Origin of the sequence: Chitinophaga flava (assembly GCF_003308995.1) — a bacterium.
Lineage (GTDB): Bacteria > Bacteroidota > Bacteroidia > Chitinophagales > Chitinophagaceae > Chitinophaga > Chitinophaga flava.
The window spans coordinates 1,068,304-1,094,022 of sequence record NZ_QFFJ01000002.1 but is presented as its reverse complement, the minus strand read 5'-3'; the positions used below and the strand labels follow the sequence as shown (position 1 = coordinate 1,094,022).

Annotated in this window: 22 protein-coding genes; 3 read left to right on the top strand and 19 right to left on the bottom strand. The window is 47.3% G+C overall.

What is annotated here, in order from left to right; genetic code table 11:
- Positions 1–42 precede the first annotated feature (42 nt).
- A complete protein-coding gene (locus tag DF182_RS20830; protein WP_113617735.1) occupies positions 43–918 on the top strand; it encodes an NAD(P)-dependent oxidoreductase in 876 nt (291 codons plus the stop codon).
- A gap of 54 nt (positions 919–972) precedes the next feature.
- Here the strand turns inward: DF182_RS20830 and DF182_RS20825 are convergent, their stop codons facing one another.
- From DF182_RS20825 to DF182_RS20775, 11 genes are all read right to left on the bottom strand, one after another.
- Positions 973–2,337, bottom strand: a complete 1,365-nt coding sequence (locus tag DF182_RS20825; RefSeq protein WP_113617734.1) for a TlpA family protein disulfide reductase — start codon at positions 2,335–2,337, stop codon at positions 973–975.
- Positions 2,338–2,358: 21 nt separating this feature from the next.
- Entirely contained in the window at positions 2,359–3,894 is a 1,536-nt protein-coding gene (locus DF182_RS20820) for a PKD-like family lipoprotein (protein WP_113617733.1), read from the bottom strand.
- An 18-nt stretch (positions 3,895–3,912) separates the two neighbouring features.
- Complete coding sequence (locus DF182_RS20815; RefSeq protein WP_113617732.1) at positions 3,913–4,680, bottom strand: DUF4843 domain-containing protein; 768 nt, start codon at positions 4,678–4,680, stop codon at positions 3,913–3,915.
- A gap of 14 nt (positions 4,681–4,694) precedes the next feature.
- Positions 4,695–6,158, bottom strand: a complete 1,464-nt coding sequence (locus DF182_RS20810; protein WP_113617731.1) for a RagB/SusD family nutrient uptake outer membrane protein — start codon at positions 6,156–6,158, stop codon at positions 4,695–4,697.
- Positions 6,159–6,175: 17 nt separating this feature from the next.
- The gene (locus DF182_RS20805) at positions 6,176–9,559 is read right to left on the bottom strand and encodes a SusC/RagA family TonB-linked outer membrane protein (RefSeq protein ID WP_113617730.1); all 3,384 of its coding nucleotides are present in this window, start codon (positions 9,557–9,559) and stop codon (positions 6,176–6,178) included.
- Between the two features lie 129 nt (positions 9,560–9,688).
- Positions 9,689–10,879, bottom strand: a complete 1,191-nt coding sequence (locus DF182_RS20800) for a FecR family protein (RefSeq protein WP_113617729.1) — start codon at positions 10,877–10,879, stop codon at positions 9,689–9,691.
- A gap of 130 nt (positions 10,880–11,009) precedes the next feature.
- Complete coding sequence (locus tag DF182_RS20795) at positions 11,010–11,603, bottom strand: RNA polymerase sigma factor (RefSeq protein ID WP_113617728.1); 594 nt, start codon at positions 11,601–11,603, stop codon at positions 11,010–11,012.
- A gap of 86 nt (positions 11,604–11,689) precedes the next feature.
- Positions 11,690–12,613 carry a leucine-rich repeat domain-containing protein gene (locus DF182_RS20790; protein ID WP_113617727.1) on the bottom strand — a complete coding sequence of 308 codons (924 nt, stop codon included), beginning with the start codon at positions 12,611–12,613 and terminating at the stop codon, positions 11,690–11,692.
- 185 nt (positions 12,614–12,798) lie between these two features.
- Positions 12,799–13,719 carry a molybdate ABC transporter substrate-binding protein gene (locus tag DF182_RS20785; RefSeq protein WP_113617726.1) on the bottom strand — a complete coding sequence of 307 codons (921 nt, stop codon included), beginning with the start codon at positions 13,717–13,719 and terminating at the stop codon, positions 12,799–12,801.
- Between the two features lie 4 nt (positions 13,720–13,723).
- Positions 13,724–14,188: a DsrE family protein gene (locus DF182_RS20780; RefSeq protein WP_113619670.1), complete on the bottom strand. Its 465-nt coding sequence runs from the start codon at positions 14,186–14,188 to the stop codon at positions 13,724–13,726.
- A 10-nt stretch (positions 14,189–14,198) separates the two neighbouring features.
- A complete protein-coding gene (locus tag DF182_RS20775; protein ID WP_113617725.1) occupies positions 14,199–15,206 on the bottom strand; it encodes a c-type cytochrome in 1,008 nt (335 codons plus the stop codon).
- A gap of 182 nt (positions 15,207–15,388) precedes the next feature.
- Between DF182_RS20775 and DF182_RS20770 the strand changes: the two genes are divergently transcribed.
- Together DF182_RS20770 and DF182_RS20765 are read left to right on the top strand one after the other, a co-directional pair.
- The gene (locus DF182_RS20770; protein ID WP_211327174.1) at positions 15,389–16,102 is read left to right on the top strand and encodes a 2OG-Fe(II) oxygenase; all 714 of its coding nucleotides are present in this window, start codon (positions 15,389–15,391) and stop codon (positions 16,100–16,102) included.
- A complete protein-coding gene (locus DF182_RS20765) occupies positions 16,102–16,371 on the top strand; it encodes an Ada metal-binding domain-containing protein (protein WP_245957504.1) in 270 nt (89 codons plus the stop codon). The genes DF182_RS20770 and DF182_RS20765 overlap by 1 nt, the downstream gene beginning before the upstream one ends.
- On the opposite strand, the gene DF182_RS20760 is transcribed toward DF182_RS20765, so the two are convergent.
- The 8 genes from DF182_RS20760 to DF182_RS20725 form a co-directional block, all read right to left on the bottom strand.
- On the bottom strand, positions 16,368–17,486 hold the full coding sequence (locus tag DF182_RS20760; protein WP_113617724.1) for an ABC transporter permease: 1,119 nt from the start codon (positions 17,484–17,486) through the stop codon (positions 16,368–16,370). The genes DF182_RS20765 and DF182_RS20760 overlap by 4 nt on opposite strands.
- Positions 17,483–18,589: an ABC transporter permease gene (locus DF182_RS20755; protein WP_113617723.1), complete on the bottom strand. Its 1,107-nt coding sequence runs from the start codon at positions 18,587–18,589 to the stop codon at positions 17,483–17,485. The genes DF182_RS20760 and DF182_RS20755 overlap by 4 nt, the downstream gene beginning before the upstream one ends.
- 9 nt (positions 18,590–18,598) lie before the next feature.
- Complete coding sequence (locus DF182_RS20750) at positions 18,599–19,342, bottom strand: ABC transporter ATP-binding protein (RefSeq protein WP_113617722.1); 744 nt, start codon at positions 19,340–19,342, stop codon at positions 18,599–18,601.
- A complete protein-coding gene (locus DF182_RS20745; protein WP_113617721.1) occupies positions 19,317–20,285 on the bottom strand; it encodes an ABC transporter ATP-binding protein in 969 nt (322 codons plus the stop codon). The genes DF182_RS20750 and DF182_RS20745 overlap by 26 nt, the downstream gene beginning before the upstream one ends.
- A 4-nt stretch (positions 20,286–20,289) precedes the next feature.
- On the bottom strand, positions 20,290–21,234 hold the full coding sequence (locus DF182_RS20740) for an HlyD family secretion protein (protein WP_113619667.1): 945 nt from the start codon (positions 21,232–21,234) through the stop codon (positions 20,290–20,292).
- A 14-nt stretch (positions 21,235–21,248) separates the two neighbouring features.
- Complete coding sequence (locus DF182_RS20735; RefSeq protein ID WP_113617720.1) at positions 21,249–22,517, bottom strand: TolC family protein; 1,269 nt, start codon at positions 22,515–22,517, stop codon at positions 21,249–21,251.
- A gap of 68 nt (positions 22,518–22,585) precedes the next feature.
- Complete coding sequence (locus DF182_RS20730) at positions 22,586–23,200, bottom strand: TetR/AcrR family transcriptional regulator (protein ID WP_113617719.1); 615 nt, start codon at positions 23,198–23,200, stop codon at positions 22,586–22,588.
- A 245-nt stretch (positions 23,201–23,445) separates the two neighbouring features.
- The gene (locus DF182_RS20725) at positions 23,446–25,614 is read right to left on the bottom strand and encodes an outer membrane beta-barrel protein (protein ID WP_161964197.1); all 2,169 of its coding nucleotides are present in this window, start codon (positions 25,612–25,614) and stop codon (positions 23,446–23,448) included.
- Positions 25,615–25,719: the final 105 nt, after the last annotated feature.

The window sequence follows — 25,719 nt, the reverse complement described above, 5'->3', positions numbered from 1 at the left end:
GGCAGACCTTTGTGTCATTCCAAAAAATCAAATGATATCATTATGACAACAAGCACGATAAAAGCCGTTACGTTGATAGGTTTGGGAGCTATGGGCCAGGCGCTGGGTCAAGCTTTATTACAACAGGGATTTAAACTAACTGTATGGAACCGCAATGCCGCTAAAGCTGCACCATTGCAAGCAGCAGGTGCCATCGTGGCCGCCACGGTAGCAGAAGCTATTAGTGCCAGTCCTGTGGTGATCACCTGCATCACAGATTATAATATCAGCCGCAGCATCATACATACACAGGCCACGGCAGCGGCCTTAAAAGGTAAAACATGGGTAGAACTGAGCTCCGGCACACCTAAAGAAGCCCGTGATCAGGAAGCATGGGCCAAGGCAAATGACATCCACTATCTGGATGGCGCCATACTAGCCACTCCCGACCAGATAGGCTTCCCCAACACATCGTTATTTGTATCCGGCAGCAAAACAGCTTATGATAACAGCGAGGCTCCGCTCAAAGCCATCGCTGGCGCTTTGCAGTATATGGGTGAAGATACCGGCGCTGCTTCTACCTGGGACATGGGCTTCCTCGCCGTCCTCTATGGAGCCATGAGTGGCTTCTTCCACGGTGGTAGAGTATTTGAAGCAGAAGGACTGACGATAGGTGCACTGGGCAACATGATACCGCTGATAGCACCGGCTTTGGGTGAGATGTTAAAACATATGGGAGATACCATCCAGTCGGACAGCTACAACGTCCCTTACAGCTCACTGGACCTCTGTGCCGGTAGCATAGACCTCTTTATCAAACATGCAGAAGAGGCAGGCATCTCCTCAGAAGTTCCCTCTTCCATCAAAAAAATATTCAAAAGGGCACAAGATGCAGGCTATGGCTCAGAACAAGTAGCGGCTGCCTACAAAACCTATTAAAAAAAGGCTGCCTTTCGGCAGCCTTTTTTTATGGAATAGTTAGTAAATAAGTAGCTATTTTTTTAGTTCATTCTCCAGCAATAGCTTCAGTTCTTTAGAGGATGGCGGCGGTGAGTCGGTGCTCACAATGTTTCCTTTCCGGTCAAATACCATGAAACGTGGGATACCGTTGATGTTATAGATCCTGGTGATATCGCTCCAGCCGCTGGCAAACAGCTGTATGCCCCCCAATTCCTCTTTCTTCACGAAATTTTTCCATTTCTGGTGGTCTTTTGCTTCATCCACTGACACGCTCAGGAAGGTTACATCCTGATCATGCATTTCCTCTTCCAGTTGTTTGAGATGGGGGATCTCTTCTTTACAAGGGCTGCACCAGGTAGCCCAAACATCCACCAGTACGACTTTCCCTTTAAAATCACTGAGCGATACCTGCTTGCCATCAATATCGGGATAAGTGAAATCCACGGCGGGACTGCCGCTCACGGTAGCTTTTTGTGCCAGCGCTATTTCAATAGGTCTGGCTCGCCGCTGTTGATCGGCGGTGAGCAGGTATTTACCATACTCCTTATGCAGCTCGGTATAAGCGGCATAGGTTTTTAGCCCCGGCATTATTTGAAGTACGACTTCCCCTTTGAGCGTATCATTAACAATACCTTTCAGACGGGTGGCTATGCTGTAATCCTTTAAGTTGCCATTGTTCATACGCGCAGGAATAGACAGCAATGTGCCCATTATGCGGATGCCGAATGGATAACGGAGCAGCCTTGTATCTGTAGTAAAATGCGTCACATCAAGGTCCCTGAAATACGGCGTATAATCAGTTTTGGCAGGATGTGCAGCACGAGGTGTGGTCAACATGTCGGTAGCACAATTGAGCAGGTTCATTTCCCTGAATAGCGCAAATTCGCTGTCGAACTGCTGATTGCCGGTAGCGGCAAATTTCGTTTGCTGTATTTGCTGATGGACTGACTCCAGCTGTGGGAAAAAATCTACATAAGTGCTTCGGGACTCATTAAAGTAAATACCTTTTCTTTCCAGCGGCAATATGGTCTGATGCCATTTCTCCATGGCCCGGTTCTCTTTGGAGTTCCTGCCTGTCAGCGTATAGGCGGTATCCGTTACCCGGACATTCAGTTGGTCCTGTTTCCTGAGATAGAAGCAGTATTTATCAACCGGCGACTGTCTGATCCCTGTTCCGATTACATAGAAAGCCTCCCGCTCCGGGCGGAAATAAAAACCAAAAGCGGAATCGGCGTCCGGCCGGGAGGTGGCTATTTCTTCCAACCTTCCGTGATCTACGCGGTACAGGTGTATATTGCCATCATGCTGGCGCAGCCATTCGCCGGAAATTGTTACCTGCGCCTTCACTAAAGCAGGCAGGCAGAGTAGAGCTATTACCGGCAGATATCGTTTCTTCATATTTTATTCAACAGATATGGGTTAGTAACTGGTAACATAAGTCTCATGGGCTACTGGCGGCGCCATATAGATCACATCGGCCGGACTGCCTTGTCCTTCCATCGTAAAATCAGGACTAGCTGCCAGGTTACCAGACGATTTCCGGAAAGTGCGTATTTTGTAGCGACTGCCATTGGTAGTACCAATAAACATATAGTTGTAGTAAAAAGGTTTCTCTGCGTCTATATCATCACTGTACACACGGTGACGGATAAACGTAATATGCTCACCTGCCGGAACAGTGAATTGCAGCTGCTCCGCCCCGTTACTCAGGTTCCTGGTCCAGACTTCGTTGCCTACTGAAAAATAAAGGATATTCTCGTCTGCCACGATCAGCCCATAACGCTGCGCATTATATAACTGCTGGGTGTTTTTAAGTGTATCATTTTTGATGAGCAACGCATAATTGTTAGGCGTAATCGAAGAAAGGATTTTTAACGATGGATCTGTTTTATCCCGGAACAGGGCAACACCTGAAAACGGGATAGATGACTTGATCCCCATAAACAACAGTTCCTTGTTATTCTTGTTGACAGACATATCCGAACCTGTGGCATTGGTAACTGTCGAAAGCACCGGACCTGTACCAGTGGCAGATACAAAGGAGGAACTCATCTCATCAAAAAAGAAAGGATTCGGCCAATAAACCGATGACAGAAAATATTTTGACAACCGGTAAGGCGAGTTATTGTCGTCTCTCAGTCGGATACCACCAAATAACCCCATATTGGACGACATGGTATAAATACCGTGCAGATGACCGTCATTCACCAATAAGAGGCTTCCATTTGCGCCGCTGATACTAGCCGGACTTTTCACGGCTGGTGTTTCATAAAACAGATTGTCAAAGCTGTGTATCTCCTTAAAGGTACTGATATTCACTACGCTGGCGTCTTTGTCGGACAGGATGAACAACGCATTGGTATTGGCCATTGTGCCGGTCACAGCGGATTTGTAGTTCGTGAAATAACCAAACAGACAGGCTTTCCCATCCAGTTTTTTATTATTTATCAGCGAGAATACATTTTCCACCGTAGACGCAGGGGCAATCCCGGCAGGTGTCAGAAAGAGGTCTACATCAGTTTTGCCACCATCGTCTTTCATGACATACCAGCCACGGGTAAATTGGGTGATGACATTAAGGGAGGTGGTAACAATCTTCGTGTAACCCGTATGTTCATTTTTTGCACCGAACACCAATACCCAGCCCTTGGCGTTTTGTTTTACCAGGTAGTTCAGCGTTTGTTCGTGACCGATAGTATCCACTTTCGGTGAAGTTCCCAGTACATTGGTCTCGTAAATACCCCACCAGTAAGAAAACCGGGCGTCGGAATCTGTTGAACTCACCTGCGGCGTGATAGTGATCTTATCCACCAGTGACACTTTATCATAAGAATTTTCTATACCGGTGATGGTGATTTTTTCCCGTGTATCATAGGTGTAGTTACCATGGTCTTTTGAACAGGCATTCAGTAACAATAGCAGACAAACAGCGGGCGCTGTATATATCCATTTCATTGTAAACAGTTTAAAGCATTAAGGGAATACGACGAAATTTCCATTTTCGTCAATGAGCGGTGTACCGGGATGCGTGTTGTTATAATCTACCAGCAGGGTTTTGAGTTTCAGTCTCCAGAAAGTCAGGGAGGCTGTTTCCTGGCCGATGGTGGTCATAAAATCCTGGTCCCACTTCTCCCCTGTTTGTGCAATCATAAAAGCATGTTTCACCGTGCTGTAATCCCCCCAGTAGGACTGCGCTGCGGAAGCGTTCCAGGCGGCCGGCCGGCTGAGCATATCAGTCAGCTCCACACGCCTCCATAATTTCCGGGTTTCTCCAAGCAGGAACTGATCATTGGCTTTTATCTGCAGCTGTAGTTTTATATTTTGGGTTTTCAAAGAGGCATCACGAAGCAGTACTATCGGTACAAGCGCGTGTACTGCTCCTGCTTTGATCACATATACCTCTCTCAGCGAGGGATCGGAGAACGGCTTGTAATGTACGCCAGGCACAGCATTCCCTGCTCCTGGCAGATTTACCTGTTCCAGGGTAAAAGGCCTGTCTTTACTACTTACACCACCAATGGCATAGATATCGAAGAATACCGTATCCTGTGTGATAGTAGCTGGATGGTAATAAAAAGTAAAAGGCTTCATGGTATCTTTCATCTCTTCGGTGGCAGAGTAGAAACGGTCCTGCGTAGGGCCGAACTGCAGGAGTGCGCCATTATTATATAGAGAGTACCTGTCTTTTTTGCAGGCAGCCAGTAGAGTAATCAATAAAGTGAGTGTGAAAAGGTGCTTCATGCTTTACGCTTGTATTATTGAATGAATTCTGTTTGAGGTAGCGGAATCAGGTAGTTGACGGTGGCAGCTGATGGTGCCCACAGGAAGCTGGCTTTGGGCGCATTGATACGTTTGTAGGCGAAGAATGCCTGTCCTTCCGCAAAAAATTCTTTCCTGTATTCTTTCACCAATTCCAGCTGTACCTGTGCGGGATCGGCGGACAATGTAGTTACAGTGATATTGCGTGCGGTACGGAAATCGCTCCAATACTGCTGTGCCTCCTGCGCCGGAGCCGTTTCCGCTGCTATCAGATACATTTCGCTGACCCGTAGCATGGGGATCTGAAAAGGTCCGATGGCGCCACTTACGGCGCTGAGGCTTCCTTTGTATTTTTTCAGGATATAACACCTGCTGCTACTCGCGAGGGTAATCATTTCCCACAGGCTGGATTCCCGTATATCCGTTCCCGTATTACCATACAGCTGACTGGTTACCGTGGTGGCGCTACTACCTTTTTTCAGATTGCCTGATAGAAACTGATCCTGGTATTTGTTCCCCAGCTGAAAATCATACAATCCGAAAATCTGTTCTACCGGGAGATTCAGGTTACCGGCAGACATATCAGCAAACGTCCCCAGGCGGAATTTTGCACCGCCGTCAGCATCCTTCGCGGTTATCACTTCCTTTGCACAGGCATAGGCAGATGTTTTATCCTGGAACCACAGATAGGCGCGGGCTTGCAGCGCCTTCACCGCATAGTAGTTCATACGGAGGAAACGATAAGCGGCGTAAGTATTTTCTGTTCTGAAGTTTGAGGAACTATTGTTGGGTTTGGACAAGTCCGCTATGGAATAATGTGTAAAGGGATCTACCTGCTTTTGCAGCGCGGCCGCTTCCTGGAGGTCTTGCAGTAATGCTGTACGGTACTGTTCATAGGGTATCTGCTGATTGGGTGCCTTGGAAAGTATTTTCACATAAGGCAATACGGTACCGCTTTGAATATTCCCCGGCACCGGCCCAAACAACCGTAGTAAGTCCAGATGGCAATAAGCGCGGAGGGCGAGGCATTCACCTTTCATCATGGCGTAGGCGCCTTCATCGGAAAATACATCCCTGTGCTCATCTACCTGTGCAAGAATAGCGTTGATACTGGCAATGATCTTGTATTCCTGTCCGTACATGGCTGCCAGTGCACGCTGTGCGCCATCATCCGCGTAATTGAACAATCCGAGGCGCTGCTCAGTGGTATTGGTGGTTACATCCCACGAAGAGGTCAGGTTTTCGATGGTGCCAAAGGTCATTTGCTGACCATATGCGCTAGCAGCCTTCATCTGGATATACACACCGGTCAGCGCATCCTGAAAGCCGCTCTCAGTAGTGAAAAGCATATCCGCCGGCATTTGTGTACGAGGTTGTACGGTGAGCCATTTCTTACAGGAAGTAGTGAAGCAAAGGGTCAGCCCCAGTAATCCCGTGGCCCAATATTTTATCGTTGACATATGATGTTGTTTTTGTATTAGAACAATGCAGTGACGGTTAACGATGCTTGTCTGGAGAACGGATAACTGGTACCTCTTTCGCGGCTAACAGTAGACAGGTAAAAAACATCTGCCATATTTGCTGAGAGGGAGAGGGAGGACATTTTCAGTTTCTTTACAAACCCGTTCCGCCAATCGTACTGGAAGTTGACATTCTGCATGGTGAGTGTACTTTCGTTCTGCACAAAGCGGGAAGTTCTGTTGGTAGGCGTGGTGACCATCAGGCCCTTGAAAGCGGCGATATCGCCCGGCTGTTGCCAACGGCTGTCGTATACACGTGTGTCCACGTTATAGCGGTAATCCGCATTTTCCACTTTATTGATAAGCGTTTGGTTATACAACTGGCCCCCAAAGCGGTAGCCGAATACCAGGTTCATGGAAAAATCCTTGTACCGTACCATGGTGCTGAAATTGCCGAAGTAAGCCGGTTCGCTGATACCACAAGCGCGCAGGTCCAACGAGTTCCAGGCAGATGTCGGTTGCCCGTTTCTGTCCATATACAACTCCTTGCCGGTGCTGGGATCTATTCCCAGCGAAGGCACTACCCAGATAGTATTGGAAGAATAACCTTCTTTATAAAGGACTCCCGGAACTGCACCGGCTGCATTCTCTGCTGTTTTTTGCGCGGCTTTTAATGCATCAGATATCTGTACGATCTTGTTCACGTTATGTACCAATGCACCACTTACGCTCCAGCTAAATCTCTCTTTCGCCTTACGGATAAGGGAAGCGGTGGCTTTGATTTCTACGCCACGGTTCTGCAGCTTCCCTATGTTCTCGATATAACTGGGGAAACCATTGGAGGCGGGCAGATTTACGGAAGATATCATGCCATTGGTAGTTTCGGTATAATAGTCGGCCACGAGCGATAACCGGCGGTCAAAGAGTTCTGCTTCCAGACCGATATCATAATTCATTTTCTGTTGCCATTTCAACGCATCATTGCCAAGTCCCATCAGGTAAGCGCCTGTCCAGCTGAAATACCGGTCGTCTGTGTAATACTGATAGGTAGACAGCGCCTGGTAGGCATTGAAGTTCTGTGAACCGGTGATCCCCATAGATCCCCGCAGTTTGAGGCGGTTGATGAAACGTATATCACTGAAGAACCGCTCTTTATGCAGGTTCCAGCCGAGCCCCAATGACCAGAAGGGCGCAAAGCGGTTGAGCCGTCCGAACTGGGAAGCGCCATCGGCGCGCAACGAAGCGTCTACATAATACCGCTCATCATAGGTATAGTTCATACTTCCGGTCATGCCAACAGCTCTTGTTAAACTTTCTGCGCCGGCAGGTTTACCACCTTGTGCATATTGCAGCGCCATGGAGATAAAGTCAAAATTAGGATTGGTAAATCCCTCTGCCAGAAAACTATAGCCGGAGCTTTTTGCTTCACGAATGTTATAGTCCAGTCCCATGAACACGGCATGTTTGTCAAACTGGTGTGTATAACTGAGGTTAAGGCTTGCATCATACCTGAACCCCTTATTCACACCATACTGGTAAGATCCTCTGCGGAGGATATTCTCCATGGTTGCAAAAGCAGTGTGATCGGCCGGACGGAAGTAGTCTGAGTCTGAGTTGAGTTTCGTCAGTCCTAGTCTCCCGCGGAATACGAGATCCGGATGCAGGTTCCATTCCACAGAAAGATTATTGGTGATGTCTGTGGTTTTATTTTTCTGAAAAGTGTTCAGGGTGGCGTTGTACAGCGGGTTAACGGGTAATGGATCCCAGCGCTTCTTATAAATGTCGGAGCCTGGATCGCCCAACAGCTTTCTGACACGGCCTTTTTCATCATACGGCGCCCAGTAAGGGTTCATCTGCACATAATCAGAGAATTCACCATAAGGTGATTCATGGCTTTCCCCGAGACCAATGATCAGGTTATTGGTAAAACGTATATTCCTATAGTAATAACTCAGATTGATCGTACCGTTGAAAGTCCGGCGGGATGAGCCTTTCATCACACCCTGTATATCGTTCAGCTGGGCCGACATAGAATACCTGAAAGTATTGTCGCCTCCTTCCATGCGCACATTGTGGCGTTGCCCGATACCGGTGCGCAGGGGTTGGGAGAGCCAATCCGTTTCCACGCCGCGGTTTATTTCACTCATCAGATAATTGTAATATTGTTTTAGTGGTACATCATATTCTGCGCGGACATTATCATACAACCCGGTTTTGTATTCAAGGTCCAGTTTCTGCCGGGCCTTCAATACGTGATAAGCAGTGAGATCGGGGATTTCCACGTTGAGGTCTCCGCGGTAAGACAGGCGCATTTTGCCTGGTTGTGGCGCCCTGGTCTTGATGACGATGACACCGTTGGCGCCGCGGGAACCATAGATCGCTGTAGCAGAGGCATCTTTCAGCAGGGTGATGGACTCTACTTCATTCTGGTTGATGTCCAGCATTTTTTGCAGCGTCGACTCAAAGCCATCGAGGATCACCAGCGGAGTATTCATGCCTACACGTGTCTGGTCCTGCAGTTCATTTACGTTAGGGAGGCTGGAATTGCCGCGGATCTGTATTTCCGGCATCCGGTTGGGATTGGAGCCGAAAGCGTTACTTTCCACGATGTTAAAGGAAGGGTCGATGTTACGCAGGGAAGTGATGAGATTGCGGTTGCCAAATGTGGCCAGTTGTTCCGCTGTAACAGTCGTGGCCGCCCCGGTAAAGCTTTCTTTCTTACGGGTGAAGATACCAGTGGTGATCACGACTTCGTTGATCTTTTTTTCTGCCTGTTTCAATACAATGTGCAGGTCTTCCGCTTTTGAAAAAGGTACCTCCTGCGTAATAAAACCAAGATAAGAGATTACCAGCACGCCGCTGCTCCCGGGAGCGTCCAGCGAAAACCGGCCATGCTCATCTGTGGCAGTACCAACCCCGGTTCCCTTTATACCTACGGTAGCTCCGGGCAAAGGTTTGTTACCATCTGAAAGAACCTGACCAGTGAGCTTTACCAAAGGCCTGGAAATATAAGTGTCCTCCGGTGGCTTGACGACTCCGGGTGGCCTGGTCTTTACCACCACCAGGTTCTGATCAATACTGTATGTAAGCGGCTGACCTTTCAGGCACATATCCATCGCTTCTTCAATGGATACGTTTTTTACGTCTATACTTAGTATAGGAGAGCTTTTCAGTATCTTTTCATCCCAAAGGAATGAAAACCCCGTTTGTTTTTTGATCTGATTAAATACCTGTTTGAGCGTGGCATTTTTGACCGACAAAGTGATCTTTTGCGCGTATACCGTAGCGCTTACCTGCATACAGGCAACTAATAAAAGAGTGACAGTAAGCTTCATTACCCTAAGAATTTTGGTTGACAGCTTCTGTTTGGGCAACAGAAAACCGCAAAGATTCTTTTGCATACCTTTGTGTAGATTTTGAGTTAATAAAATGGCAGTTCCAACAATTGTTATATCATGTAACTCAAATTACCGCTGGGTCCCGCTCGCAACGGGACTCAGTTTTTTTTGAGCTACTACAACAGTACTTCCTTAGTTTCCGATAATTAACTGACGCCCTTCCAGACGACATTTCACCCCGTTCTCCTGCAAGGCCTGCACTACTCTCGGAAGTGCCAGGTCCCGGTCCAACGAGCCTCCGAACGCTCTTTTTTCCACTGCTCCGGTATAAACAACCTCCACATCGTACCAGCGGGCAACCTGCCGCATCAGGCTTTTCAGGTCCATTCCATCCAGTATAAATTCCCCATTCTTCCAGGCCATCACCGCCTCGGTATCTGCTGCAGGCTGCACCGTTATCGCTGAGGAAACCCATGCCTGCTGGCCCGGCCTGATAATGCCGGAGGCCTCTTTTTTCGTCACTTTTACCATGCCTTCCAGCAGCGTTACTTTAGCGGCTGATTCATCGCTATAACTATTAATGTTGAAGTGGGTACCTAATACCTGCACTTCCCAATCGGCATGTTTTACTTTGAAAGGTTTCGTTGCTTGTTGTGCTACTTCGAAATAGGCTTCTCCTGTTACTTCTACGGTTCGTTCCTGGCTTGAAAAGCGGACCGGAAAACGTATAGACGATTCATTATTGAGCCAAACCCTGGTGCCATCGCTGAGCGTAAGATTGATGACCTTGCTGCCGCGCGGATTCACCAGCGTATTATACGTATACGCTGAAGTTGAGCCATTGGCTTCCGCTGTACAGGCCAACTGGTCATCGGCCAGTTTAACCAGGCCCGTTCCGGCTTGCTGTATTGTGGCCCGCTGCGATAAACTATCCAGGTAAACAATATCTCCGTTGGCTAATATGATGCTGGCCCGGCTTTTACCGGGTGCACTTATCCCGTTGCTCTTTACCATTGTTTGCGCCGATTGCATTTTATTGCTCCGTGGTGCCCAAAACCAGGCACCAGCTACCACTGCCAGCAATATGGCCGCTGCTGCCGCAGGCCTCAACCAGGGCACCAACCTTTTCACCACCGGCTCCACCGGCATTTCTTTTAAAGGATATTTTTCTTTCAGCTTTTCCCAACCCTCTTCATTATCAAAGGCGTATAGCCGTTCCAGTTGCCGCGACAGATACGCTTCTTCATTCACCCGCTCAAAAAAAGCACGCGCCTCATCTGACCTGGAAATCCACGCCTGTAGCTCTTCTTCCTCCTCTGCGGTCAGTTTCCCTTCGAGATGCCTGGTGATCAGTTCTGCTATTCGGTTAATAAATTCACTCATTATACAATTGCTGCAAAAAATTAATAATGAAAGATGTCCTTCGGGCGCATCCAGGTATATACACGAACAGTCGCGTATTTTGCCTACGCCATTCGGTAGTTTTTTTTAAAAAAATAAATATTAGTGTAAATCAATTCATTACATGACCAACGGCTGCCCGTAGAATGGCGACCAGTGATCCCCCTTTTAACAAGGCAACGCGGAGCAGACGAATGGCCTTGGCTTTTTGGTTTAGTACTGTTTTGGGGCTGATTCGCATTTGACGGGCAATTTCCCTGGTATCCAGCTTATTCAGGAAAAGCAGCTTGAATACTTTACTGCATTGAGGAGGAAGGGATTCTATCTCCTGGAAAAGCCGCTGCATGATCTTCGTATCAATCAGGTCGAGATCATCTTTATCATTTTCAGGGGGAAGCAGGTATTGTATCTCTTCCAGGGAACGTTCGTGGCGTTTCTTTTGACGATAAATATCAATACAGGCGTTTCGTGCAGCTACATAAAGAAACGCTCTGATTTCATACAGATGCTCAAAATCTGCCTTCTTTTGAAGCAATTTCAGAAATACATTCACGGCGACATCCTGCGCCTCTGCTTTATCTCCTGTCAGCTTTTCGGCATAGTAACAAAGCGGACGGTAATACAGATCAAATAAATGCCGGACAGCTATTTCCTCTCCATCCCGGATCCCCTTCAACAAAGTATTTTCAGTAAGTGCTTGAGACATTTAAACAGGCCATTGACGGAATCAGCTGGCAAAATTAGTATTTTCAACATTTTAACAAAAGCAATGTGGGTGTTATCAGGAATAATTTAAGCTTTACGCGATATTTCCAGCAACGCATGATGCCTGTCCGGCTCAAAACGGATTTTCTCAAACCCCTCCTCTGTAAATTTTGTTTTCACATCTTCTATATAAGTGGTCCATGCCTTACCGCTGTTCATAATACGAAACCATTGCAGGCTGTTAATCTGCATCAGATGACTCAGATGTTCAAGTTTAGGGCAATCGGAGATATCCAGGCGTTCCAGCCCCGACAGATGTTCCAGCCCTTCGAGCGATGTTAATTTTTTGTTCCATCTGATTTCGGCATCGCGAAGTTGTTCATATCCTTTCAGTCCTTTGAAGTTTTCATGTCTGCCTTCTATCCATCCGGCGAAGTGAAAAGCAGCGGCACCAGCCTGACTGAGTGTTTCCACGGTATCTGCTTTATAAAGAAACAGATTTTGTGTATGCTGGCATTTACCGACTTCAGTAAGGTCCAGCTTTTTATTACCGAGGGTGATGATGAGGGTATTGGTGAGTCCGGGAAAGCTGGCTGCATAAAAGTCAGACATCACTTTGCCGAGATCCAGGGTTTTAATATGTGGCAATACCAGCGCCTTGTTCCAGTTGACTTTGGCTTTGTTATCGCTCAGTACGCCCACCTGCAGGGCTTCAAGGCTGTCTGGCAGATCTTCGGCCTTCAGGTGTGGTACAAACCAGGAGGGAATGATCAGTGTTTTGAGATTGGGTAAAGTGGCTACCACAGGCGGTATGGTGGCAGTGCTGGTATCATCGGGCCATAGTTCAAGAAAATCGATGTCTGCCTGCAAACTCTCATCCACCGCACCCCAGGCCAGTCCCTTATCTTTATATCCTTTGAACTTTTCCTTTTCCGCTGTATGCAGTGTTTGTCCCATAAGCCAGCGGGGGGTGCCCGAAGGAATAATTTTACCGGTGTAACTGATAGACATTCCTGATTTATTTATAATGAATATGATGCTAAGCCATCCCTGGCAGCGTTTGACTGGGGCAAGTGGTACGTCTAATATAAGAAATCCTGAGCAGTATTGATGGCTCCGGCTGCCATTTAATATCCATAATATAAAAAGAGACTGCCTTTGGCAGCCTCTTTCCATTAGGATCACTATCGTTGTTATCAATCCGGTTTCTCTACACTAAAACCATACTTCCGGTATATTTTTTTGGCGGTATCGCTGATAAGGAAATCCATAAAATCGGCTGCAGCCTGCTGGTGTGGCGCGTTTTTAAGCTGTCCTGCCATATACGTAGCCGTTATATTGTGCTGATCGGGTATGTTTACCAGTGATATGGGATGACCAATCATTTGCTGGTAATAAGCTTCAGAATACCATACCGGTGCGGCATCGCTCTGATGGTATAAGATACGCATCGGTGTCTGGCGATGGTGGATCTGGGTAAGGAAGGTAGTGCCGTCTTTTACCTTTTTCTCCATGATCTGTTGTTTCAGCTGTTCACCGCCTGCTTTCACATAAGCCTCTTCGATCCGTTTGCCGATGCCTTCCCAGGCTGGATTAGGCATACTCACTCTTACACCAGGCCGTGCCAGGTCTTTCAGGCTATGTACTTTAGCCGGATTGCCGGAAGGGACCATCAACGCCAGTTTGTTGTAGGCATAAGTAACGGTCTTGCTGAAATGATCGGCCATACCGGTGATGCGTGTTTTACCGGCGGTATATACGTCTGGCTTCAGCGTGATGCGCATATTACCGATGGTGAGTGAACCGCCTTCTATCTGTTGCGCCAGAATGCCCGGCGGCAGCGTTTCTGCAAATACCCGCTGATAAGCAGGATACTGTTGTTTAAAAGCTTCCAGCAGCTCATCAATGCACATAAACTGATTACCTGCAAAAAATACTACCAGCTGCGGATCGTTGATATCACCGTACAGATCGGGCACATTATCCACACCGGGCACGGTAAACATCACCTTGCTCTGCGGCGGTTTGTTCCAAGGCGGATCAAAACGATAGTCCTGTGCACTGGCCGCTCCGGTGATGCCGGCGAGCAACAGGGCGGAAAAAAATATTCTTCTCATGGTTTTACGGTTTAACAACAGACCAGCCTTCCGCCTGACGGATGATCAATTCTCCATTACCACTAGGTACCAGGGCCACAAAATCATAGAGCTGTTCCATCGGAATCTTTCTTTCTTCCAGCGTATTACGACACTGTGCTACGATCACGCCCCTGCCAATCAGTGCTTTCAGGGCTTCTTCATACTCACTGCCTTTCAGCAAAGCATCGGTGCCTTGTGAAAAAGCCACCAGCTCTATTTGCAGCTTACCTTTCAGACGGGGATCATTCAATGCATTATTAATATTACGGATAGCTTTCTGAATCACCTTAGGATCGTTTTTGTCCAGTTGATAGATAGCGTTGTATTGCCGTTGTTTGGCTACGGCGCCGGTGAATGCGCGGTTTTTCTGCAGCTGGGCATCGGTGGTTTGTGCATAGCCTGCCTGCATCATAAACATCATCAGTGGAATTGCCAGGAGCTTCTTCATATATGGGTTTTTATTTTGTGACATTTTGTAGACTTCGTTGTTCATCTTTTATTGGTTGAAAAGGACCAAATTTATGTTGTGCTTCTGAAAAAGTATCTGCATATGGTTTGAAAGGAAAATCGACCGGCTTTTGAGCGATCAGCTGCCAGTCCCTGTCCTGATTCAGATGTGGGCGTGGCCGGCTGTTGACAAAGGCCGCTACGTCCCATGCTTCTTCTTCCGTGAGCTGTGGCTGGTGATAGTCTGCCCCAAAAGGCATGTTGTTATATACGAAGCCGGCGAAATTACTTAAGCGGTAAAGGCCGGCGCCGTCATTATAACTATGCGGCCCCCATAAAGGTGGGTAGCTGTAGCCCGCTCCTACCGGACTGGGCTGCCCTTCACCATTTTTTCCGTGGCAGCTGCTGCATTTACTGTTGTACACCAGCATGCCTTCGCCGGGATCGGCACTTCTTTCGAGATATTTTATTTTCATGATGCTGGTACCGTTGGGTTTAGAGCCTTTAGGTACATCCTCGCCGAGCCATTTAATATAAGCATAGATCGCCTGCATCTCGCGACTACTGGTATCCGGCGCATGTCCGTTAAGACTTCTTTCAAAACAATCCGTTACGCGGTCGTAGATGGATTGTATACCATTGTTGCGGGCGCGGAACAATGGATACGTGGCATATACCTTGCCGAAATTATTGCCATAAGGTACTGTCCCTGCCTGCAGATGGCAGTTCTGGCAGTTCATGCCATTACTGATTTGAGCGACGGAACCTTGTGGCCCCAGATATTGGGCAGTGTTGGCGATGAGGTCGTGGCCATATTGTATAAGGCGGCCACTATCAGTAGAGGTGGGTATCTGCAGGCTGCTCCAGCCTCTCCACACGTCTTCCTGCCGGTGGTTACCAAGCCAGACAGAAAAAGCCGCATCCTCTTTTTTCTTCTGCCGGTAGGCACTGATACTTTCCTTTGCCACCACAAGCCCCGTGGTGGCGAATAATAAAACGGGAATCCAGTCTGTTTTCATAACTATCGTTGTTTCCGTATTCGATGGGTCAAAGATAATATCAGCCTTACTGGTATTATAATCACCAATAATTATGAGCGATAACCAGAAGTTATAACCACTATAACACGGCTGAAATGTAGCAAGAAACGGGTTGATGGCAGAAGCCCCTCATTGTACTTTTGTTATCAAATACATGTGATATGGACAATATTATCAGCAGGCTGGAGCAGCAGGACTGGCATACAATCGCCGAATCCCTTCATGACAAAGGTTTTTCTATCGTTGAAAATATATTATCAGCTGAAGAATGCAAACAGCTTATCAGTAACTACACCACTCCCGACATCTACCGCAAAACCATCTCCATGGAGCGGTACCGTTTTGGCAGCGGCGAATATAAGTATTTTAAATATCCGTTGTCATCACTGATCACCGCTATCCGGCAAACCGTATACAGCCATATAGCACCAGTAGCCAACAAATGGATGGAAGTGTTGCAGATAGACAAGACCTTTCCTGCTAACCACGAAACGCTACTACAGCAATGTAAGGCTGCCGGTCAGGACAAGCCTACCATCCTCATCCTGAAATACGGCCCCGGTGGCTTCAATACACTGCATCAGGACCTCTACGGCGATATCTTCTTTCCCATGCAGATCGTTTTGTTTCTCAATGAACCCGGCGAAGACTATACCGGCGGCGAGTTTGTGCTCACAGAACAAATTCCGAGGGCACAGTCCAAAGCCACGGTGCTAAAGCCACGCCGCGGCGACATGCTCATCTTCACTACCAACTTCCGCCCGACAAAAGGCAGCAAAGGCTATTACAGAGTGAATATGAAACATGGGGTAAGTGAGGTAACTAACGGTAACAGGCATACGCTGGGGATTATTTTTCACGATGCACTGAGCTGATGACGATGTTTTACCATACAGCACTGGGCGGAACATCTATCGCCCGCAACCGCAGGATCTGTCAGCTCCGGCAGGCCGGACTATTACAACTGGGAGGTAACAGGAAACTGAAAATATACGGACTCCTCTCCTGTAAATCCGGCAAAAGGATGCTGACAGACAACCGCGTGTTTTTCTCCGATGAAGCGGAGGCACAGGCACAGGGCTACCGTCCCTGCGGACATTGTATGCCCGAAAAATATAAACAATGGAAAGCCGGACAGGGTTAACTGGTTTTCCGGTAATTGAGGATGGCCCATCCATTGAGCACCACAGCGAATATCACCAGATACAGGAATTCTGTCTGCACATCTGCAAACCCGCTGCCTTTCAGGATAATCATTCGCACCACTTTCACGAAATGTGTCAGCGGCGTAAAAAAAGCGATCGTTCTGGCCCAAACCGGCATACTATCTACCGCTGTAAACAATCCACTCATCAATATAAAAATCATCACAAAAAAGAAGGCTACAAACATGGCCTGCAACTGGCTATTGGTATAGGTAGACACCAGCAGGCCAAATCCCAGCATAGCCACCAGGTACACGGCCGCGAAAAGATACAGCAATGCAAAGCTTCCTACCGGCCAGATGCCGTAAACGACCTTGGCCACCGTCAACGCCAGTGTAAAAAGAACAATGCCCACTACCCAAAAAGGAATCATCTTCCCGAGGATAAACTGCCATTTCTTTATTGGTGTTACATTGATCTGTTCTATGGTGCCCCTTTCCTTCTCCCGCACAATATTCAGCGCCGTGAGGAAACCCGCTATCAGCGTCAGTAACAACACCATCACCGCTGGCACAATATAAAAACGATACTCTGCCAAAGGATTGTACCAGTTGGAATAAGTGATGTCGATGTTACTATCGTTTTGCAAGGTATTATTGCCGCTATCGTTGATACGGATGTTCTGATTAAAATCGGCAATGACAGCCAGGAGATAACTGCCTCCCAGCCCGGCTTTGACACCATTGATCGCATCTATCGACACTCCTACTTTCTGCATGCCTTCCCGTACCAGATTACGCTCAAATCCAGGTGGCACCTCCAGCACTACATCTGCCTTTTCCGTTTCTATATATTGCAAAGCCTCTCCATAGGAAGCTGTTGCTGCTATAATCCTAAAGTAACCTGATGCGCCGATTTTGTTGATCAGCTGTTGTGAATAGGTACTATGATCATGATCTACCACGGCCACATTCACATTCTTCACATCAAAGTTCATCGCCACCGGCAGAATGATCAGCTGTATCGTAGGCATCACCAGCATCATGGCCAGAATGGTCTTGTCGCGGAAAATCAGCCTGAACTCCTTTTTCAGAATAAAACGCAACACCCTCATGACAACCTGATTTTAAAGTTCTTTAATGCAATTGTCAGCGCCACCAGTGCCATACCCAGCAGTACCAGTGTTTCCTTCCAGATATAACGCAGGCCAAGCCCCTTCAGCATCACCGCCTTGATGATCAGAAAATACCACCTGGCAGGGATCACGTTTGAAATCATTTGAAAGATCCAGGGCATATTCTCCAATGGAAACATAAATCCCGTAAAAATGATCGTTGGCAACATCATGCCCATCATCGATAACAACAAAGCTGTTTGCTGGGAACTGGTAGTATTGGAAATCATCAGCCCGATAGACAAACACGTGATGATAAACAGTATACTCTCCATAAACAACAACAATATGCTGCCCTTGATAGCTACATTAAGCACAAATACGGCCAGCACCACGATCAGGGTAAAGTTAGCGAGCGATAACACCAGATAAGGCACCGCTTTCGCCAGCAACACCAGCAAGGGTTTGAAGGGAGATACCAACAGTATTTCCATCGTTCCCTGTTCCTTTTCCCGTACTACTGCTACAGATGTCAGCGCAGTACATACAATCATCAACACCAGCGCCATCACACCCGGAATAAAATTGAGCGATCCATTCCCTTCTTCATTATACAACAACCGCTGCTCAGGTATAATTTTGTATGGTAAACCTGGTGAAGTACTGATCTCCTGCTGATAACCGGCGAGAATGGAAGTAATATAATTGACTACTGTTTTGGCGGTATTGGGATCTGAGCCATCTGTAATGATCTGCACCTGTGCGTTGCCCACATGCTGCAGATCATTGCCAAAGCCTGCAGGAAATATCAGCGCACATTTGGCGGATCCGTTTCTGAAAGTTGTGGCAATATCCTTGTAGTTGATATGGGATTCATTAACGATGAAATAGGAAGAGGATTTTATTTTATGGATGATCTGTGTGCTGTTGACATCGCGGGCATTGTCAACAATCGTGAGGGTGATATTCTTCACTTCACTGGTAAGTGCAAACCCGAAAAGCACGATCTGTACTACCGGCAAGCCAAACATGATCAGCAGGGTACGTTGGTCCCTGAACACATGAAAAAACTCTTTCCTGATAAATACCAAAAGCTGTTTCATAATACAATTTTAGTCGGCTGACCTCTGGGCTCCCCTGGCCAGCTGGTAAAACACTTCATCCATAGATGCTGCTTTGTATCGCTCCTTCAAACTGGATGGCGTGTCCAGCGCTTCCACTTTGCCATCCACCATGATGGTGATCCGGTTGCAGTATTCTGCTTCATCCATATAGTGTGTAGTCACAAATACCGTGATACCACTGGCAGCTGCTTCATAAATCATATCCCAGAACTGACGACGGGTAATAGGGTCCACGCCACCGGTAGGCTCATCCAGGAATACAATATGAGGATTGTGGAAGATGGCCACCGAAAAAGCCAGCTTCTGTTTCCATCCTAACGGCAAGGCACCTACGAGCTTTTTGGCTTCATTGGTCAGCCCTAATTTTTGCACCAGCTGATCGCTCCGTTTGCGTATATCCGATGACGATAGTCCATATACGCCACCAAAAAATTCAATATTCTCTACTACGGTCAGGTTTTCATAAAGAGAAAACTTCTGACTCATATAGCCGATATTTCTCTTGATGGACTCCTGCTGTTTGTATACGTCAAAACCAGCTACAGTAGCCTTTCCGGAAGTAGGATATGACAAGCCACAGAGTATGCGCATGGCCGTGGTTTTACCGGCGCCGTTAGCACCGAGAAAACCGAATATCTCTCCTTTATACACATCAAAAGTGATGTGATCTACCGCAGTAAAGTGGCCAAACTGTTTGGTCAGGTCTTTACATATGATCACCTTTTCGTCCATCGCTGCTGTTTTTTTCTGAAAGATTTTTTTCCTGCATAAGGCGGATGAAACTGTCTTCAATAGAAGGGCTGATCTCCTTTATTTCCACCTGCCGGTGCCCCTGCTGTTCCAGGCGCTGTTTCAGGCCGGTGGTGTCTGTAACAGTACCTTCCCTGAAAGTAACGTGCACGTATTCTCCGAAAGCATAACAGCTGTCTATAGTCTGGTCTTCCCGGAGTGTTGTCAGCAAACGGTAGATGTCTGCTGCTTTTATCGCATACAGCTGTACCGGGAAAGCATTGATAATAGTTTCAGGTGTATCTACAGACATGATCTTTCCGCTCTGGATCAGTGCAATCCGTTCGCACAACACGGCTTCGTCCATATAAGGTGTAGACACCACAATAGTAATTCCCTGCTGTTTCAGTGTCTGTAACATGTCCCAGAACTCCTTACGCGATACGGCATCTACACCGGTGGTAGGTTCATCCAGAAACAACACTTCCGGTTTATGGATCAGCGCGCAACACAAGGCCAGCTTCTGTTTCATCCCACCAGACAATCTGCCGGCCCGACGGTCACTGAATGGTTTGATCTGTTCATATATGTCTTTGATCATACTATAATTTGCGTCTATAGTAGTACCAAAGAGGGTTGCAAAAAAATGCAGGTTCTCCGACACGGTGAGGTCCTGGTACAGGGAAAATTTTCCCGGCATATAACCCACAGAACGCCGGATGGCTTTATAGTCTTTCACACAATCATATCCCTTCACGCTGGCCGTGCCCTTATCCGGCAGCAGCAAGGTGGTCAGTATCCGGAAGATGGATGTTTTACCGGCGCCGTCTGGTCCTATCAGTCCAAACAGTTCACCTTCCTTCACTTCCAGGGATACGTCGTCTACTGCCAGTACCTTGCCGGCTTCATATGTTTTGGTAATATGTTCCAGGGTAACCGGATTCATAACGTCAGGGTTTATGGATCAGCATTTCGCCATACATGCCTATTTTCAGGTAACTATCATTCTTCACTCTTACCTTGATCGCATATACGAGATTGGCCCTTTCATTTTTTGTTTGGATGGTTTTAGGCGTGAATTCAGACTTGTCTGATATCCAGGTAATGGTGCCCGGATAATATTTGTAGTCCTTCTTTCCCTGATCGATGCGCACCTGCACGTCCTGCCCCAGTTTGATATTAGGGAGTGTGACACCGGTAACATATGCCTTCAGGTTGAGCGTATCAATATTGGCGATCTTATAGAGTGGTTTTCCGATGCCGGTCACTTCTCCCCTCAATGCATAACGCGACAGCACCACGCCACTGATCGGATTAACGATCTGTCCTTTGCGGACCTGTTCTGAATATTGTTCCAGCGATTTCTCCAGGGGAGCCTGTTCACTGAGGATAGAGCGGTTTTGCGTGGCGGTGTTGGAGTTATTCAGTTTCATCTGCTGACGAGTGACATTCAGTTGTTTTTCCAGCTGCTCAATCAACGCGTTGATATCATCGAGTTGTTTTTGTGTGGCAGCATCGCTTTTCACCAGATTCTCCGTTCTTTTCCGTTCGCGGTATTGTTGTTGCAGCTGTGCTTCCTGGACTATCAGCTGCCGTTCTACCAGCATGGTTTGTGGTTGCGGGTTGCTGGTCTTTTCTTTCAGTGCGCGGATGGAGGCCTGTACCTGTTCTTTTTGCAGCGTGGGGATGGTCACATCAATCTGGCCTACCACCTGGCCAGCACTGAGCTTATCGCCTTCATTAACGGAGAAGGCCAACAGTTCTCCGTTCTGCTGTGCAGACACGATCACTTCATCAGCCTCAAAATTGCCGGAGGCATCGTATCCTGGTCCGCTGTTACCGCAGGCACTTGTCAGCAGCGTTGCGGCCAATGCTAATATTAAAGCGTGTTTCATATTGAATACGTTCATCAGTTACCGGAAGTGTTTTTATAGTTATACTGTGCCTGCAGCCATTGCAGCTGGTGCAGGATACGGGACTGTTTTGCGAGATTTTCCGCATTGAGCTGGGAGATATATTCATGAACGGTAACGACACCATTGTCCAGCTGCGCCTGTGCTGATTTGCGCACTGATGAGCGCAGGCGGATGGCATCATCATCCTGTTCCATCAATGCAACGTACTTATCAATATCCTGCTGTTGCTGTTGCATAGTGAGAGTGGTATTGAAGAGGAAGGTTTGTTTGTTCACCTCCAGGATACGACGGTTGATTTCCATCAGCTGGCGATTGTTCTTCAGGGAGTAGAGACTACCCAATGACCAGTTGAGCCGCACACCGCCCATCCACCAGGTACCGAAATTATTTTCCACGATGTTCAGCGTCGGTCTTCCATAAGCACCCTGCAGAAAAGCAGACAGACGAGGTAGATAAGCAGATTTCAACTGTCGCTCCTGTACATCATATGTTTTTTTCTGGAAGTCGTATAAGGCCAGTTCGGGGCGGTTGATATTTTGTTGTGGACTGGTTGCCGCCGGAGAAGTCAATACCGTACTGTCGTTTAGCGGTTGGTTGATGAAGGTGGACAACATTTTCAGATAGGCTTTACGGTTAGCCCTGAATTCGGTGGTCATCATGTCCGCGTTTACAATTTCCGCCAGCAGCTCATCTACATTACTCCTATAGGCGACACCGTTAGCCAGGGCTGCCTTCATTTTATCGGCAGCGGTCTGCAGATCAGCCCTGCGGAGGGCATTCTGCTGCAACTGAGCATCCATCAGCAGAATAGAAAAATATAACTGGGTCACTCTTTCCCGCACAGCGTACAGGTTTACCTCCAGGTTCTGCTGCTGCACTTTTTCGTTGGCCCTGCTGGCTTCCTGCTGCAACTTCGTCACCCCGCCATCATAGATCTGTTGTGTTATTTCGGCTTGTACCTTGTACTGGTCCTTACTCAGCACCGGCGGATGAAGACCCGGAATAGGCGGAAACACATCCGAAAAGTTGATCACCTGCGACTGATAACTGGCCTGCCCCGTAACCGTGAGCTGTGGCAGGTATAACTTTCCTGCATTGGCAACTGTATACTGATTGGTGCGGACTATCAGATCATACTGCTTAATGAGTGGATAATTATCCCTCGCCAGCGTATAACATCTTTCAATGGTCAGTGCTTCTTCCTGCGCTTTCAACTGCCCGCCCAACATCATGATACAACAAAGCATGCTTAATACTTTCATGATGCAACAATGAATTTGAATTATTGTTTTAAAAACTTGTTCAATACAGGGTCAAAAAAAACCGGGTATTACCCCAGCATTCCCTTCAGCCAAAGCGGAATAAGTGTTCTTCTTTCATTCATCAGTGCTCTGAACTCCTCGTTCTTCACCAATTCATTACGCTCCAGCAGCGGCTTTGCAAGAAAGGGCATCACTACCATCCCTATCACATTCATCATTATATGCACCGGATGCACTTTCAGTCTACCCTCCTTCTGCATCTCAAACAACTGCCGGAATAAATGCGATTTAAACAACACATGCTGCTGCGCTGCCCGTGAAAACATATCTTCGCCTCCAATAATCTCATTCACCAGGAACAGCGGAAAATCAGGATTCTCCAGCAATAGATCGATATAATAATTCACTGCTTTACTAACCTTTTCCAGTACGCTCAGCTGTTCATCATTAAAAACACCCGCGATCTCAAAAACCAGCTTCTGCACAGCTTCCGCCATTACCACCTCAAACAACTTCTCTTTGCTGCGGAAATAGTAGTTCACCAGCGAAAGGTTAATATCCGCTTCCGCTGCTATATCCCGCACTTTGGTAGCAGCATAGCCCTTTTTAGTGAATACGATGCGGGCCGCCGCCAATATCTTCTCCTCCGTGCTGGTATCCTTTTCTTTCTTTCCGGTTGCCATAATTCCACGTTTTAGCAATAAAGTTAGGGGAAAAATTAGAAATTGAACAACTTTTTAAAACACTTGTTCAACGATGATAAATACTGATACCAACTGTGATAAATGCTGATACCTCTGATATTTCTGATGGGCGAAGATATAAGCGAAGAATCGGTAATAATTACTTTAAAACCATTCTTATCTAGCCGATCGCACACATCTTCGCAGATCAGGCACATCAGTAATATCAGTATTTATCACAGTTGTTATAGTCTTTGTCTTTCCTCATTATTCCCTGTATTCCTTACTTCACGCTTGCGGGATGACTGGCCCAGCTTGTAAGTCAGGGTAAGGCGAACATTACGATTCACCTGGAAGTGGGTGAAAGTTTGTTTGATATTACCATAGGTATAATGAACTACACTGGCACTGGAACGAAGCAGATCGGCGGCATTGAGGGCTATGCTCAAACGTTTCTGCAGGCACAGGGTTTTTATGCCCAGGTCTACATTATAATAGGCATCTGATTTTCCGTTATGATCTATTTCAGGGAACTGATACCAGCCATTCACGGCTACTTGCCAGGTTTTATCACTGTTGAGGGAGATATTGTTGTTGGTAGACAGATACATGCCCAGCCCTCTCACATTAGCGATTAAAGGATGAGATGAATTAGCGTCTGTATTATAGGCAGTCAGCTGATTGGTGCTTTCCAGCCAGGACCAGGGCTGCACGGTGGCGCTGGCCGACAAGCCGTAACGGTAAATCTTCAGGAAGTTCACCGGAGTGGTAAATACGGTGTTATCATCTTCCGTAGCGATGGTGATCCGGTTAAAACCATTATTAGTGATATTCAGAAAAGCGGCTACGGTAAAACGTTGTTTCCAGCTATGCGACAATTCAAAATTACTATTGTATTCCGGCTGCAGGTAAGGGTTTCCTTCGAGATAACTATACGCCGTGGTCAGCGATTTATAAGGGTTCAGGTCCCAGAATACCGGACGGTTGATCCGTTTGCCGAAGGTAAAGGCCAGATGATTGTCTGTTGTATAGTTCCAGATAGCTGAGAAGGAAGGAAATAATTTCACATAGTCGTTGCTGTTGGTCTGGTCCTGTATATGGGAAATTCCTTTGGTTTGGGTGGCTTCCATCCGCAGGCCGGCATTGAGTTTCCACTTACCTATTTCCTTAGCTGCGCTGACATACAATGCCTGCGTATTTTCCGTATAGTCGTATTCGTTACTCAGTGCTTTGTTATAAATCAGCTGGTCTTTTATATTGTTATAATAAAATACATTGCTGTAGTTATCAATAAAGCTCAGCTTTCCGCCGAAGGCGTAATTCGCAAACCGCGTGGGCCATTGAAAATCCGCTTTCAGTGTGTAGATATTGATCGCTTGTTTGTTGGTATCAAAATAACGGGTGATGCCATCCGGAAGCAGCTCTCCGTAAGGATTATAGCGCTGGCTTTCAAAATCGGATTTATCGGTACGGTAGTAGTTGAAATAGTCTGCATCTATTGACATTTGGCGGCCGATGGAATCTAAGCGGGTAACCAGATGCACATTCAGGCCATTGCTCCAGGCCACGGGCTTATAGGTGGCGTATGTCTTCAATACAGAATCCGGCAGATGGCCTGTACTATAGAGCGGGTTGTTCACATGATCATCACCAATGTAGGCTGTGCGGCTGCCGTTGTAGTTAAAGCCGATGGTTGTTTTCTGACTGATCTTGTAATCTGTGCCTAATACCAGGTTGAGGTTGCGCACCTTGTAATTGCCTGTATCCGTTTGTGTCCAGTAACGGCGCGGATAAGACAGGTCTATACCAAAGCCTTCGAGGAAACGTCCGTGGTCGTAATTGAGGTTGCCATACCAGGACCATTTGTTAGTATTATAGCTGAAGTTTCCACCAGCGGTGACGGTACCATAGTTGGAAACACCATACAGCGGCTTGCCGCCGTAGTCAGCGCGTTTCAGGCCCGCCTGCACTTCTCCGCTGAGGCCCTGGTTTCTGTCGCGTCGTGTGACGATATTGATCAGACCGGCATTTCCATCTGCATCATAAGCAGCAGAAGGGTTGGTGATCACTTCCACCCTGGCGATCTCTCCGGCCGACATGGACTTGAGATAACGTTGCAGGTCTTCCCCTGTCAGTGGCACCATACGGCCATTTACCATCACCTTCATGGCCCCTCTTCCCGCAAGGCCTATCATATTATCCGTTACCCGCAGCCCTGGTACCCGGGCAAGCACTTCCAGGCTATTGGCGCCGGCAGCGCTGACACTGCTGCTCACATTATAAATGATACGGTCTGCTTTCCGTTCCACCAGCGCTTTTTGCTGTATCACGGAAATTTCAGACAACTGCCGCACAGCTGGCGGAGGCACACTATCCGGCCGGGGCTGCTGTGCATGGGCTGTAGCTGCCATCATCAAACAGGGAACGGTAAAGTGTAAAAAGGACAACAAATAACGCAGACGGTACATGGTTTCAATAGTGGTTGTTAAGAAAGCGGTGGCTAAAGATATAAAAAGATA

Bases quoted from the DNA above. Each gene is read 5' to 3' on its own strand.
- DF182_RS20790 (WP_113617727.1), bottom strand. From the start codon at position 12,613: ATGTCTATCAGTTACACCGGTAAAATTATTCCTTCGGGCACCCCCCGC.
- DF182_RS20800 (WP_113617729.1), bottom strand. From the start codon at position 10,879: ATGAGTGAATTTATTAACCGAATAGCAGAACTGATCACCAGGCATCTC.
- DF182_RS20745 (WP_113617721.1), bottom strand. From the start codon at position 20,285: ATGAATCCGGTTACCCTGGAACATATTACCAAAACATATGAAGCCGGC.
- DF182_RS20725 (WP_161964197.1), bottom strand. From the start codon at position 25,614: ATGATGGCAGCTACAGCCCATGCACAGCAGCCCCGGCCGGATAGTGTG.
- DF182_RS20760 (WP_113617724.1), bottom strand. From the start codon at position 17,486: ATGAGGGTGTTGCGTTTTATTCTGAAAAAGGAGTTCAGGCTGATTTTC.
- DF182_RS20830 (WP_113617735.1), top strand. From the start codon at position 43: ATGACAACAAGCACGATAAAAGCCGTTACGTTGATAGGTTTGGGAGCT.
- DF182_RS20795 (WP_113617728.1), bottom strand. From the start codon at position 11,603: ATGTCTCAAGCACTTACTGAAAATACTTTGTTGAAGGGGATCCGGGAT.
- DF182_RS20750 (WP_113617722.1), bottom strand. From the start codon at position 19,342: ATGGACGAAAAGGTGATCATATGTAAAGACCTGACCAAACAGTTTGGC.
- DF182_RS20770 (WP_211327174.1), top strand. From the start codon at position 15,389: ATGGACAATATTATCAGCAGGCTGGAGCAGCAGGACTGGCATACAATC.
- DF182_RS20785 (WP_113617726.1), bottom strand. From the start codon at position 13,719: ATGAGAAGAATATTTTTTTCCGCCCTGTTGCTCGCCGGCATCACCGGA.
- DF182_RS20810 (WP_113617731.1), bottom strand. From the start codon at position 6,158: ATGTCAACGATAAAATATTGGGCCACGGGATTACTGGGGCTGACCCTT.
- DF182_RS20765 (WP_245957504.1), top strand. From the start codon at position 16,102: ATGACGATGTTTTACCATACAGCACTGGGCGGAACATCTATCGCCCGC.
- DF182_RS20755 (WP_113617723.1), bottom strand. From the start codon at position 18,589: ATGAAACAGCTTTTGGTATTTATCAGGAAAGAGTTTTTTCATGTGTTC.
- DF182_RS20740 (WP_113619667.1), bottom strand. From the start codon at position 21,234: ATGAAACACGCTTTAATATTAGCATTGGCCGCAACGCTGCTGACAAGT.
- DF182_RS20820 (WP_113617733.1), bottom strand. From the start codon at position 3,894: ATGAAATGGATATATACAGCGCCCGCTGTTTGTCTGCTATTGTTACTG.
- DF182_RS20730 (WP_113617719.1), bottom strand. From the start codon at position 23,200: ATGGCAACCGGAAAGAAAGAAAAGGATACCAGCACGGAGGAGAAGATA.
- DF182_RS20815 (WP_113617732.1), bottom strand. From the start codon at position 4,680: ATGAAGCACCTTTTCACACTCACTTTATTGATTACTCTACTGGCTGCC.
- DF182_RS20775 (WP_113617725.1), bottom strand. From the start codon at position 15,206: ATGAAAACAGACTGGATTCCCGTTTTATTATTCGCCACCACGGGGCTT.
- DF182_RS20735 (WP_113617720.1), bottom strand. From the start codon at position 22,517: ATGAAAGTATTAAGCATGCTTTGTTGTATCATGATGTTGGGCGGGCAG.
- DF182_RS20825 (WP_113617734.1), bottom strand. From the start codon at position 2,337: ATGAAGAAACGATATCTGCCGGTAATAGCTCTACTCTGCCTGCCTGCT.
- DF182_RS20805 (WP_113617730.1), bottom strand. From the start codon at position 9,559: ATGCAAAAGAATCTTTGCGGTTTTCTGTTGCCCAAACAGAAGCTGTCA.
- DF182_RS20780 (WP_113619670.1), bottom strand. From the start codon at position 14,188: ATGAAGAAGCTCCTGGCAATTCCACTGATGATGTTTATGATGCAGGCA.